The organism is Ginsengibacter hankyongi, assembly GCF_008710285.1.
Classification (GTDB): domain Bacteria; phylum Bacteroidota; class Bacteroidia; order Chitinophagales; family Chitinophagaceae; genus Ginsengibacter; species Ginsengibacter hankyongi.
Window position 1 is genome coordinate 520,929 of record NZ_VYQF01000003.1, and the last position, 12,436, is coordinate 533,364.

Here is a 12,436-nt window from a genome sequence, read left to right on the forward strand (position 1 = left end):
ACTGATTTTTAAATTATAAATTATTATACATGAAGACAATTAAAATATTACTATTGCTCCTTGCGGTAACCAGTCTGGGTTCCTGTAAAAAGTATTTGGATGCAAAGCCTGACCAGGCACTGGCGACACCATCAACCCTACAGGACCTGCAGGAACTGTTGGACTACTATGGTCTGAACACCCAGTTTCCTAACGGTACTGAAATTCTTGCAGACAATTATTATCTCACCTTTCCCAACTGGTCATCTATTTTCAGGGTTAATCAACGTGATTATTACATCTGGAAACCCAACTCAAATAATGACCTCGAATGGAATCAGCCCTATACCAATATTTATACCTGTAATTTGGTGCTGGAAACGCTTAAAAAGATATCATACGCCGAGTCGGATCAGCCTGTTGCCGATCATATACAGGGGACTGCTTTATTTTTGAGAGGCTCTTACTTTTATAGCCTGGCGCAGTTATTTGCAAAGGCCTATGATAAAACTACAGCAACGACCGACCCCGGGATACCATTAAGGCTGTCAACAGACGTAACTCAAAAATCAACAAGGGCGTCGCTGGAAGAAACCTACCGCCAGATAATTAAAGATTTTAAACAGGCTGTTTCACTTGTGCCGGTGAATGTATCCATCAAAACAAAGCCATCCAAGGCCGCGGCTTACGGTGCATTGGCGCGTACGTACCTTGCCATGCAGGATTATTCAAATGCGGCATTGTACGCGGATTCATGCCTTGATTTATATAATACATTAATAGATTATAATTCGTTAAACAGTACTGCACCTATCCCGTTTTCAAGATTCAATGATGAAGTAATTTTCCACGCAACAGCTTATGCGGTACAGCCATTGGCACCTAAGATATGTAAGATAGATTCTAACTTATATAACTCTTATGATACAAACGATTTGAGGAAGGTAATTTTTTTTAAAAGTAATGGTAATGGGACATACGGCTTTAAGGGAGATTATGACGGGAGCAGTAACAATGGAAACGGACATTCCTTTACAGGAATCGTTACGGATGAGCAATACTTAATTTTAGCAGAATGTGATGCAAGACTCGGTAAAACATCTGACGCATTACATTATTTAAATGCATTGCTGGAAAAAAGATGGAGATCGGGGGAATTTATAGCGGTAACTGTTACTGACCATACAGCACTTCTAACGTTAATACTGAAAGAAAGGAGAAAAGAATTACTGTTCCGTGCGTTACGACTGACTGACTTGAAGCGGCTTAATAAAGACTTGAATTACCAGGTTACCGTGTACAGGAACCTGAATGGAACCGTCTATATACTTCCGCCAAATGATAACCGGTATGTTGCCTTAATACCAAAAACGGTAATAGGGATTTCCGGCATGCAGCAAAATCCATAAAAAGGTAAGCTGCCCTCCATATAAAGAGGGCAGCTTCCCGTTTCTGTTCTTTAAGGCTCCTGTGAAATGTCAGCATAAGTATTAGTACCATTGAAAACATTGGTTAACTCTGTTTTCAGTGTTGAAGAAAACGGATCCGGGTTATGCCCTGAGGTTGCCACACCATTTGTCTGAACAGCACAGATTGCATTGGAGCCACTGCAGGGAAGACCCCCCTGATATTGATATTCTGTATTGTCCTTGACCTGGGCTAAACTGGTAGGATCCCCCATAAATTGAAACCAGGCGATTGTTTCGGGGCCCTTTTTAACAGAAGTCTCATGCCTTGACGTAAATGCACTCGCCGCAATACCCAGTACAATGGCGAATAGGGCGAACATTGAAATTTTTAAACGTTTCATAATAATTGTTTTAAATGAAAAAATGAAAATACCCGGGCTGCGCATGCCCGTTTGTACACTTTTCTGCAGTAAAGTGTACCATTGATCAATATTTTAAATAGTTACATCACAAGTGATAATTCAACTTTTGCTTCAAAACAATTCCAATACCGGCAATAGAGATAAAAAAAAGATTAAACAGCAGGTGCTGGTTCCAGCTTAACTGTTTAATAACACCCCCACAGGAACAAGGCAGGTGAACGCCCGATAAGAGCATGGCTGATATATAACCGGTAAAAGCCAGCAGCAACATCATAGACGCAATAAGACCATATAAGCGTGTAATCCTAACCGTTAGTAACGCAGCTGAGCCGATTTCGATCACCGGCAATACCCAGGCTAAGATGCCCGCCGCATTTTTTATAAACGGTGAATTGCTAAGCTGTGCCTTGAATGCGTTATAATCCATCAGCTTGCTAAAACCGGCATACACGAACAACAATACCAATAAAAAACAAAGTATTTCCAGGATGAATTTTGCTTTCATATGTCCTGCTTTTCTTACACAAGGTAGCGCGTTGCGATAATGCAAACGGACATTAAAGCAATTCAAACGGACATTATATTACGGGTCTTTTCTTGAACGGTAAGGTGATTTACCAAATCTCTTTTTATAGGCTGCAGCAAAGTTGATACTATACATATAACCCATGCGGCTGCTGATCTGCTTAATGGATAGGTAGGTATTGTCGAGCAAATATTTTGCTTGCAGTAATCTTTGTTCCTGCTGGTAATGATAAATGGCTATTCCAACCATTTGCTTAAAGCCAGCTTTCAATTTTGTTCGGCTAATACCAGCGTGGGAAGCAATTTCAGGAATAGTATAATGATGGCTGATATCTCCATCAATAAATGCTTTAGCCTTTTTTATACACTCAATATCATATTCGCTGAATTGCAATGCAAGAAATTGTAGCGTGAAAAAATGAGGGTGGTTTTTCACTGCATGGCTTGTGCTCTTACCGGAGTGCCCCGGGGCTTAAACCAAAATATTTCCGGAAGGTTGAAATAAATCCCGGCAAGCTTTGGAACCCGCATTCCAAGGCGATATCCATTTCTTTCATGGCAGTGCTGGTTATAAGGATATACGCTTTTTTCATCCGCTGATCTAACAGGTATTGGTAAATGGTAACATTGAGCATCTCTTTAAATCTTTTTTTGAGGGTACATTCATTGGTTCCGGCCCTGTTAGCAAGGTCTTTTAATGAGATATGGCGGGTGATATCTTCAGTGATGATTTCCAGTGCAGCACTTACCTGGCGGCTGTGCACTAACGGATATTTCTTTTGTGTGATATATACCGGGTCGTATGTCATAGTTCAACTAATTAAAAACTGAAGTAGTTCCTGCGATATAACAGGATGGGCTTCGAGAATGCAGTTCCGCACGATATCTTTGATGATGGCCACATAGAAATCACAGAGTTTAAAGACCATAATTTTTTTTGCTTCCATTATTTTAGAACATATAAGTCTTCCATACTGGTGTACCAGCTTTACTCTGCCGGGAAGCGTGAACCGGCTAAACGCGCCTTTGGTTATTTTCATTCAGTTACACTATAGCTTCCTTATCAGTGACCCGTTTTTGCTAGTACAGATACGGCAGAAAGAACTTCCATTTGATAACTATCACGGGAATGCATATACGCAAAGGTAGATACCGGTACAGCTCCTAATTTTTGCTTTTCTATGCCTGCTGAAAACCCGAGGAAAATATTTCCGGCCCCGGATTTTCGCGCCTGCAATACAAGCTGGTACAACGCCTGCCGATAAATACCATACTCGAGGTTACACGTATAATCCAATCCAATGATAATGGGGATATATGCGCCTTTCGCCCGGTAGCTGAATACCACGCAACAGGGCATAGTCTCCTGCTGACCGACGGGGTTTTTTAGCGTGAGTTGTAATATCTCCCAACTTTCATTTTTAGCGAGTTCACTGAACAATTTAAACGGAAGCGCAAAAGTGTTCAGCTCGAGGCTTTTACTCTTCACATTATTATATAACTGGTACCAGTATTCGATTTCTTCCTGCCAGTCGGAGGTGGTTATCACTTCAGTGGTAAAGAGATCTGCATTGCGCAGTACTCTTTTACGTAACTGGTTCCTGGAATTATGCGAAAGGGTTTTGTAAAACTCCTCCGCATTGTTCCATGGTATAGACGGTATCAAATACGAATCCGGCATGGTAATTCTGAAGAAACCATTATCGACCATCAGGTGGTCAAGCTCTTCATTCATCCCGTGAAAATCGCGAAGTACTATATGACTGGCCTCATGCAATTCCTGCAATGCATAGATCTTATCAAAAAGAAGCAATACGGCATCCTTCCAAAGAGAAGAACCGGTATTAATATAGAGGTGCTCGCCTTCAGTGATCAGGGAGCCGCTACAAAGAACCTTGCTGGTTAAATAATAGGGTTCCTCTACCCTCCTGGCTTCAATTTGTTTTGATACAGATGCAGGGGATAGCATATCATCCTTCCATAAGGAAGCGGTAAGAAAGGTAGCAGCTATAACGGTTTCGTTCAAGTCTTTAACAAGGAGGTAATCAAAATCCCAATTATCCTCAGGGAGATCATTTCCTTCAAACACTTTTTCCAATAGCTTTAACCCATCCCAATCGAAAGTCCCTTTCCCTTCAAAGATTTCATTCCATTCATTCCTGTCAATATCGCCGATGGTTGTGTAATGAACCAGCTTCAATTGCAGCGCTTGTTTAATTACCGTATCAACGGATTGCGTCAATGCGGCGTCTTCCGGCATCGGTAGTTTAAAAGCTTTATAAATTTCCGGCAGCGAAATGTTCTCTTCCCTCATGGCTATGGGAAATACTTCCGCAAGGGTGGCGATCATGCTTTCAATTTCGCGGTAGGAATGCAAGCGCGTGATGGTAAAGCGTATGCCGGTTTGTTTCATCGGCACCGTTGGAAAAACCCCGAGGTTGACATAGAAGCCTGCATCCAGCATCCGCCGTACCAGGTTATGACCCAGCTTTGGTAAGCTAACTCCAACGAAAAATATAGCCCCACCAGGCTTTGAGATAACGGGTAACTTATATTGAGCGAGCATGAGGCTGGCAAAGCGTATATTGTCTTTCAGCTCATCCTGCATTAGGATAATCTCGCGACTAAGGTGAATGCGTGCAGCCGCGATGGCGGCACCCAACCCGGATGGCTGCATAGGGCCGGAACTGAGCAAAGGGCCGCCAACGGTTCCCACTTTTCTTGCCATTTCCTTATTGCCATACACCAACACGCCCCCGCCTGATGCAAACGCTTTATTGAGAGAGGTGGTCATAGCCATTTTGGGATGAATAGCATGATAACTTAAAACAAACCCCCGTCCATGTTTGCCGTGGATGCTCATACCATGGGCATCATCCACGTAATAGTATAGCTCTGCATATTTATCCATTAACGAATAAATAGCATCGACCGGGGTGCAATCTCCAAACATGGAGTAAATGCCATCGGCCATATACCATATTTTTTTATGTTTGTGCCGGAGCTCACGGATCCTTGTTTCCAGCAAATCCACCCGGTTGTGCCGTAACAGCTCGATGTGAACACCTCTTGCCTTTACTAATTGCACTGCAGTTTGAACAGAATTGTGAACCTGCTGGTCCATGATAACCGCATCCCCATCCTCCACCAGCACGGGTATGTTAGCGATATGCCCGAGTGTGGTGGTTGGCGTAATAACGCAGGGGGCATCGAAAATTTGTTCGAGCAGGTTTTCGAGTTCGTTGTATAAACCCAAAGAAACATAAGCCCTGGATTCGGAAAACTGGGTGCCATATTTCTCAATGGCTTCCCGCGCACTTTCCTTTAATCGTTTATCAAATTCCAGCCCGAGGTAGCTACAGGATCCGAAATTGATAACATCCCTGCCATTCACTATAAGCTGGGGGCCATCAAAGGGTTGATTACCGGTATAAAGATGAAGAATCCCTTTGTCGATTCCGTAAGATACTACCTGGTCGACGGTGTCGTAAAATGTATTGCTCTTGCTCATGCTGAGAAATTTTTCTCAAACATGGAAATTTTTCAAAAGCAAAAACTCCGTAGAAATACGGATTTTTTAAAAAAGAAACTAAAGAAAATACGTAGATACAATTACGTAGAAATTTTTGAAATTATGGGTTAACTTTATAAAATGGAGCTTGACACACCTTACCTTCATCTCCGCATAAAAGACAACCTCCTCGTGGGTACCTATCCCGGAAACCTACACATAGATCTGGATATTGCCCATGCAATTGTTCGTACGCGGCTTTCTTTTACCGGCGGGAGGAATATGCCTTCGATTATCATGAGCCAGGGTGTAGTGAGTATGGATAAACCTGCACGGGAATATCTGGCCTCAGAAGAAGGAACGTTAGGATTATCGGCATCGGCTATTGTAGTATCTTCCCCGTTCAGCCGTTTCCTCGGAAACTTTTTTTTACGTGTGAATAAGCCAAGGAAGATGCCAGTAAAAATATTTACAGATAGGCTACGGGCTGAAGAATGGCTGCAACAATTCATTCAGCAAGATTAATCGTTTAGCAATGGACAAAAGACTCCAGGCAATCAATGATATTTTAAGCGAATATGCCGTGGGCAAGTTTGACCGGAAACTAAAAATATCACCCAGGAGGGATGAGACCGATGCTATTATCAACGGCATTAACATGATGGGTGAAGAACTGAGGTCTATCACCATCTCGCGGGATTATTTCAATAATATTTTTGATTCGGTTAATGATATGGTTTTTATTGTGAACACCAACGGGATAATAGTAGATGCCAACCAGCCTGCAACGACGCAATTGAAATACGAGCCGGGAAGCCTGCAGGGAAAATCCTTACAGGATCTATTAAAGAGTAGTATTGATGATTTTCGGTATGTGTTGAAAGAGCTGAAGACAAAGCAATCCATCATTTCGAAAGAAGGAATAATATATACCAGTAAGGGCGTAAGAATCCCGGTTCAGTTAAATGTATCTTTTTTTAAAAGAAGCCGAAGTGAAAAACAACTGGTAATTGTTTCAGCCAGCGATATTACTTCTCAAAAACATACTGAAAACCTGGTCGTAAGAGCTATGATTGACGCACAGGAAAAAGAACGGCGCAGACTGGCCAAAGATCTTCATGACAGCCTTACCCAACAGCTTTCCGGCATTAAGTTTCATATTAGCTCAACCATAGCACTTATGCAAGATCCTGAACAACAAACGATTCTTCAGCAAGCGAATACGGCTCTAATGGCAGCAATAAAAGATATGCGGAACCTATGCTTTAGCCTGATGCCTACGATGTTGGAAGAATTTGGCCTGGTAAAGGCGGTGCGTGAGTTCTGTAAACAGTTCGGGTATAGAGAACAGGCGCGGTTTTTAATACAGCAAAATAGCAGGTTACCGGAGCTGTCCCCTGCGGTGGAGATTGACCTTTACCGGATCATCCAGGAGTTTATATCTAATGCACTTCTCCATGGCAAAGCAAGTAAAATAGCCATATCTTTTCATAGCTATCAACAATTAATAAGAGTAAGATTGAAAGACAATGGTAAAGGGTTCCGAATAAATCAACCCCGGAAAGGGATGGGGATTCAAAATATGCAATCTAGGATCAATTCGCATAAAGGGACGCTGAATCTGAAGAGCGAACTTGGGAAGGGCAGTGTATTTACAATAACAATACCCCTAATTAATAACTATGGCATCAGTTAAAACAAAAATTGCCAAGCCAATAAACGTATTAATTATTGATGACCACAAGATGGTGCGTGATGGGTTAAAGGTGATGTTGGGCTCCTTAAAACAATTCATGCAGTTTAGCGTGTTCGAAGCCGAAAGCGGTGAGGAGGCATTAAAAAAAAAGGATTTCAACGCCATTGATTTAATGATTATCGATTACAACATGCCCGGCATGTCCGGCGCTGAAACGGTGTTCGCTGTTTTACGGTCCAAGCCGGAAATGAAAATCCTCGCCTTAAGTAATTATAGTGAGCTTCCATATATTCAAAACATGGTGGACGCCGGTGCAAAAGGATACATTCTTAAAAATATTGAACCAGCAGAAATGCTGAGAGCAATAAAAACCATCTTATCTGGCAACAAATATTTCAGTAACGAGGTTGCCATAAAGCTTTTGGACGAGCAGGAAGAAAAAACAATGCAAAAAATCCGACTGCAGAAATTTATCACGCCACGGGAGAACCAGGTTCTTCAGATGATTGCGAGGGAGATGACGAGTAAACAGATCGGAGAGCAATTATTTGTCAATAGTCGAACTGTTGATTCACATCGTCGTAACCTGACCAAAAAGCTCAATGCAAAAAATACCGTGGGTCTGATCAAGATTGCATATAAGTTGAATTTAATTGAAGAATAACGCTAAGGAATGAACCCGTCTTATAATTTATTCGACACGGGCTCCGTGAGTCTGAAAAAATAAAATTGCAACGAGTGTAACGGAAAAGAGCAGACGAAATGTACGGATTGGGCTTCAAAAGTCATCATTTTTAAACTCTCCGTCGTTATTTGCAAGCGATCTGAAAACTTTTTCAGCAATTCCGTTTGGATAGGCTATTTTATATTGTTTGTCAAACTCTTCAATTGACATTCCGATATACATTGCTTTCAGCCTTTCATGATCGTAGTGCCTACTCAAGTCACCGGCTGATTCCCAAAAATCTATTTTAAAAGCCTCACATAGTGCAATCCTTTCATCAAGATAGTCTTTTGGAGAAACGTTAGCCTCTTCAAAGTATTCGGGGTGTTGGCCTATATCTGCATTATCCACCATAAAAATGTGTTTTAGGTCATCGTATTGTTTCGGCGTAAGTGTAAAGTTTTCCATTTGTTGAAAAATTATTAAAAATTCATTTAATGCTCGTATGGTTGTAGATAGTTTTCTAAAAATACCATTTTTGGGGAATTAGTGTAAGAGGTAAACAAATCAGAAAGCCGGGTATCACTTCCGGGGAAACCCTAAAATTAATCAGTGCGTGTAGATTTTCAGGAATAATTACATAAACTTCAATATCAAGACCTTCAGAACTGCTGCCGGGAGGAGCACCCTTAGTTGCATTAATTCTTTGGCATACAAGTGAACTGGTGATGATCTTGGTGATAAGCCTTTGTGGGGATTCACCTGTCATATATTTATTCCCACAGGGGAACATGTCATGTCCTGGTCTCTTAGATAAATCTGATAACACCGCTTTAGCAAAGCCGTAAATCCGAAATTTCATTTTAAAAGATCGTGAAGCCATTTCTTTTTTCATTAATGTGTCCTCACATTCTCTTCATCCTAAAATAATTTGAAATAATTAAAATGAATGCAAACGATTTTGATCGTAAAAGGACATGCTATTTATAGAGCTCTCTTAAAGATGTCTTTATAACGAATTACAACCTTCAATTTTTTATTAGATCCAGCGCTTTCTTCTTTTGTTGCCCGGGGTAATAATTCGTGTATCGGAAACTGACAATGCCGATCAAAGAAGGAAAAAGTGACGCAAAAAATAACGCCTGAAAAGTTTGGAAAGTGTATTAAAAAGAGTCAGCTTAGACAGAGCAGTCTACCCCACCCTTCGCGCCTCAGAAAGGCCTATAGCTATGACTTGCTTGGAGATCGTACACCATATTCAATTTTTTTTCTTTCAATTAAATCATATACAAGCTCGCCTTCCAGCCTACTTGTTGATTTTCCTTCTTCCACGTCCTCGTGTGCTTTCTGGATTGTTCTTTTGTCAGGGAACAGAAATGTTATTTATTATACATCACGTTGTTTACCACACAGTAGTTTAAACATTGGGACTTTGGAAACGATATTTCGATTAGCCGAACCGTTAGTTTCCTTTTCTGGCGCTATGTATATTTTTTTCTTGAGCAACAGTCTTCAAGTTTAATTCAAATTGTGTAAGTATTCCAAGAGTAGAAAACGATCATATCTGTTGACATGCAATTAGGTTTTTTACTGTATCCCAATATTCTTTGCCATAGCTTATAAATATCTCAGCTCCGACTGGAATATCTTTTGTCGCTTCCATAAAAACCTGTGCGTTTTCTTCCACATATTTAGCATTGTTAACTTTTCCTTTAAGTCTAACTAAACCATTTGCATCATTGGCATAACGGGCTAAGGCATTGGGGTGATCTGAGGCATCAATTACATGATCGTTGTCCAGATAATAGAGGTACCGGTTTATAATTTTAGTGTCTTGCTCAACTTGCAAAATCCTGTTCCAGGTAGTAATTTTTCCAGTATATTCTATGATACGCGTCCCCTTGCCAATAAACTGTTTAGTGAATAAACCGTTTCCTGCATCAGGTATTCCGGAAGTTTTTATAAACAGGTTTTTTTGTAATAAAGTCATAGAAACATATTTAAATTAAAGTTTATCTTAAAGTTAAAATAAAAGGTGCCTACTCTTCCAGTACGCTTGGCCGTTATAGCAAACAGTCAGCTCCTCTCGTACTCCTTGAAGTCCGCTTTAACCATGTGCCAGGTGTGAGTACTTGTATAGGTTGGCTTATGTTTTCTGAATATTTTATAACATATATTTACACCCGCTTAACTCAACTCTTTTAAAGAAACCTTTCTGTGAAGAGAATAACCCGGGAAATGATTAAGATATTGATCGCAGATGACCATGCAATGGTTCGCGAAGGACTAAAAATTTATATGCAAAATGTGGTGGCTCATGCATCCATTGAAGAAGCATGTGATGGCAATTCAGCATTTGAAAAAATAAAACAAAATGACTACGCACTTATCGTCCTCGATATCACTATGCCCGCCACAGATGTCTTTTGCCTCGTCAGTGACATTTTAAAAATTAAACCTTATTCAAGGATTTTAATATTTACCATAACATCCGAAGAAGTTTATGCAAAAAAATTATTGACCCTGGGTGCAATGGGTTATTTAAATAAGGAAGCTGACTCGGCAGAAATCAAAAAAGCAATTACCAACGTTATAAATGGTAACAAATATCTAAGTCTCTCGTTAACGGACTCGCTGGTAGACTCCGCCATCCATAATAAACCAACTGATAATCCATTTGATCTCTTAACTCCAAGAGAACTACAGGTGGCCAGGTATTTAATGAACGGGAGCGGCATATCTGAGATTGGGACTGCACTTCAGCTGCATTCTTCAACGATAGGAACACATAAGGCGAAGATTCTTCAAAAACTCCGGTGCACCAATATCGTAGAAATTCATCAACTGGGTATTTTATATAACATTATCAAAAACGAAAAAGATAATGGATGATAGCTCTTTTGCCAAAATAAGCGTCTAGTCGACCCAGTTATCTAAATCGTAAGGTTGTCTTGCTATTACGTGAGTCTGCAGAATCGGGGGAAAAGAGTTTTATCCTCTCAAACAAGAAAGAATCATTTTTCTTTCATCAAAAATTACACAATCAACAATTGACAATAAACCACTCAGGACCCCCGGTAGGCATTAATAAAAATGTAAAACTTCTAACGAATTTATCTTTAATATTGAGCAGGGAAAATAAATGGACAACGTTGCATACCATCTATAACATCGTGAAAGATAACCCCTATCCTACCACCAGTTTGCGGCCCGAGAATGAATTCATCCTCCGGCAAAACTTTCCCTGGGATGAAGTAATAGCTCATCTAAACACATTCCTTCAAGTAGGAACGGTGTTAGAAATTCTTAATTGTTGTTGCAAAATAGAACTTCTGTAGTACATAATAAAGAAAGGGCGGTATAAATAAGATAAAATTCCCCTTAAACTCTTCATGAATATAGCTCTTGATGAAATTAACCATGAAAAATAAGTGGAGAAGTTTCCCAAGAAATATGGCAATAAAACTGAACTAATTCGGAAGTTTTCCAACTTTTTTCGGTTTATCATAATAAGGAGACCCTAAGAATACATGACCTAACTACGATTTACACCAAAAAAAATAGATACCACCAAAAACACCATCACATTCAGCAAGAAGACGTTTAACAAAAGCGAGTATCCGATGACGTTAGATCTTGAGTTCTTTGTTGTTTAGGCATTATCAAATGCTATATTATAGAACTTTTAATTATAATGTTCGTATCTACAAGAAAGAGGAAGCCAAAATAAAAATTATTGTTTGGCGGTACCGGTCAGTTACGAACACAAAAAGCATTTTACTTATGTGAAGATTTTGCAAAGAAGAGAGAATTCATTTTTATCTAACAGCGGCCTTTAATATATCTGTGATAAGAAAAAATCCTGCGGCCATAAAATATTTTCTTCATTAATTCCTGCACAAAGTTCGTCTTTGTACTGCTGTGGCGGCAAAGAAATTCCGGCATAAAAAAAGGCTGCCTCAATTATTTAAGATACTATTTATTCCGTTGCTTCTTTGCCTTGATTGTCCAAAGACGGAAGTAGTTCCATAATTAATTTTTTAAACAATCAAAATTTACAGTTATGGAAGAGTCAATGAAATCAATTGCATTAAACCAGGTTGCCGAAGTTGAATTGAGGTACAAATCAAAAGTAAAAGCATCAGAACGTCCGAAGGTCAGCCATTCAAGAGATGCTTACATTATCTTTAAAAACACCTGGGATGAAAACAAGATCGAATTGCAGGAACA

The 12,436-nt window shown here is 40.0% G+C and carries 15 protein-coding genes; 5 read left to right on the plus strand and 10 right to left on the minus strand.

Annotated features, from left to right (window positions below; translation table 11 throughout):
- The first annotated feature begins 29 nt into the window (after window positions 1-29).
- Window positions 30-1,388, plus strand: a complete 1,359-nt coding sequence (locus FW778_RS14460; protein WP_150415461.1) for a RagB/SusD family nutrient uptake outer membrane protein — start codon at window positions 30-32, stop codon at window positions 1,386-1,388.
- A 50-nt stretch (window positions 1,389-1,438) separates the two neighbouring features.
- Here FW778_RS14460 and FW778_RS14465 read toward each other — a convergent pair whose 3' ends face one another.
- The 6 genes from FW778_RS14465 to FW778_RS14490 all read right to left on the minus strand — a co-directional run bounded on the left by FW778_RS14465 (window position 1,439) and on the right by FW778_RS14490 (window position 5,846).
- Window positions 1,439-1,789 (minus strand): hypothetical protein, encoded by a 351-nt coding sequence (locus tag FW778_RS14465; protein WP_150415462.1) that lies wholly within the window; start codon window positions 1,787-1,789, stop codon window positions 1,439-1,441.
- Window positions 1,790-1,895: 106 nt separating this feature from the next.
- Window positions 1,896-2,315, minus strand: a complete 420-nt coding sequence (locus FW778_RS14470; RefSeq protein ID WP_150415463.1) for a MauE/DoxX family redox-associated membrane protein — start codon at window positions 2,313-2,315, stop codon at window positions 1,896-1,898.
- 78 nt (window positions 2,316-2,393) lie between these two features.
- Window positions 2,394-2,771, minus strand: a complete 378-nt coding sequence (locus tag FW778_RS14475) for a helix-turn-helix domain-containing protein (RefSeq protein WP_150415464.1) — start codon at window positions 2,769-2,771, stop codon at window positions 2,394-2,396.
- Between the two features lie 16 nt (window positions 2,772-2,787).
- A complete protein-coding gene (locus FW778_RS14480) occupies window positions 2,788-3,144 on the minus strand; it encodes a helix-turn-helix transcriptional regulator (protein ID WP_150415465.1) in 357 nt (118 codons plus the stop codon).
- A gap of 3 nt (window positions 3,145-3,147) precedes the next feature.
- Window positions 3,148-3,375 (minus strand): hypothetical protein, encoded by a 228-nt coding sequence (locus FW778_RS14485; protein ID WP_150415466.1) that lies wholly within the window; start codon window positions 3,373-3,375, stop codon window positions 3,148-3,150.
- 23 nt (window positions 3,376-3,398) lie between these two features.
- Entirely contained in the window at window positions 3,399-5,846 is a 2,448-nt protein-coding gene (locus FW778_RS14490; RefSeq protein ID WP_150415467.1) for an aminotransferase class I/II-fold pyridoxal phosphate-dependent enzyme, read from the minus strand.
- A 141-nt stretch (window positions 5,847-5,987) separates the two neighbouring features.
- Here FW778_RS14490 and FW778_RS14495 point away from each other — a divergent pair, with 141 nt between their 5' ends.
- The 3 genes from FW778_RS14495 to FW778_RS14505 are packed head-to-tail and all read left to right on the plus strand — an operon-like array spanning window position 5,988 to window position 8,206.
- Window positions 5,988-6,371 carry a DUF7793 family protein gene (locus FW778_RS14495; protein WP_150415468.1) on the plus strand — a complete coding sequence of 128 codons (384 nt, stop codon included), beginning with the start codon at window positions 5,988-5,990 and terminating at the stop codon, window positions 6,369-6,371.
- A 10-nt stretch (window positions 6,372-6,381) separates the two neighbouring features.
- A complete protein-coding gene (locus tag FW778_RS14500; RefSeq protein WP_150415469.1) occupies window positions 6,382-7,542 on the plus strand; it encodes a PAS domain-containing sensor histidine kinase in 1,161 nt (386 codons plus the stop codon).
- On the plus strand, window positions 7,529-8,206 hold the full coding sequence (locus FW778_RS14505; RefSeq protein ID WP_150415470.1) for a response regulator: 678 nt from the start codon (window positions 7,529-7,531) through the stop codon (window positions 8,204-8,206). The genes FW778_RS14500 and FW778_RS14505 overlap by 14 nt, the downstream gene beginning before the upstream one ends.
- Window positions 8,207-8,320: 114 nt before the next feature.
- Here the strand turns inward: FW778_RS14505 and FW778_RS14510 are convergent, their stop codons facing one another.
- From FW778_RS14510 to FW778_RS14520, 4 genes are all read right to left on the minus strand, one after another.
- The gene (locus FW778_RS14510; protein WP_150415471.1) at window positions 8,321-8,674 is read right to left on the minus strand and encodes a hypothetical protein; all 354 of its coding nucleotides are present in this window, start codon (window positions 8,672-8,674) and stop codon (window positions 8,321-8,323) included.
- A 55-nt stretch (window positions 8,675-8,729) separates the two neighbouring features.
- Window positions 8,730-9,101, minus strand: a complete 372-nt coding sequence (locus FW778_RS14515; protein WP_150415472.1) for a hypothetical protein — start codon at window positions 9,099-9,101, stop codon at window positions 8,730-8,732.
- A gap of 297 nt (window positions 9,102-9,398) precedes the next feature.
- On the minus strand, window positions 9,399-9,464 hold the full coding sequence (locus tag FW778_RS23735) for a DUF6496 domain-containing protein (protein WP_394349801.1): 66 nt from the start codon (window positions 9,462-9,464) through the stop codon (window positions 9,399-9,401).
- A gap of 300 nt (window positions 9,465-9,764) precedes the next feature.
- Window positions 9,765-10,196, minus strand: coding sequence for an SET domain-containing protein (locus FW778_RS14520; protein ID WP_150415473.1), 432 nt, complete (start codon window positions 10,194-10,196; stop codon window positions 9,765-9,767).
- A 248-nt stretch (window positions 10,197-10,444) separates the two neighbouring features.
- Here FW778_RS14520 and FW778_RS14525 point away from each other — a divergent pair, with 248 nt between their 5' ends.
- Window positions 10,445-11,098, plus strand: coding sequence for a response regulator (locus FW778_RS14525; RefSeq protein ID WP_150415474.1), 654 nt, complete (start codon window positions 10,445-10,447; stop codon window positions 11,096-11,098).
- Window positions 11,099-12,436: the final 1,338 nt, after the last annotated feature.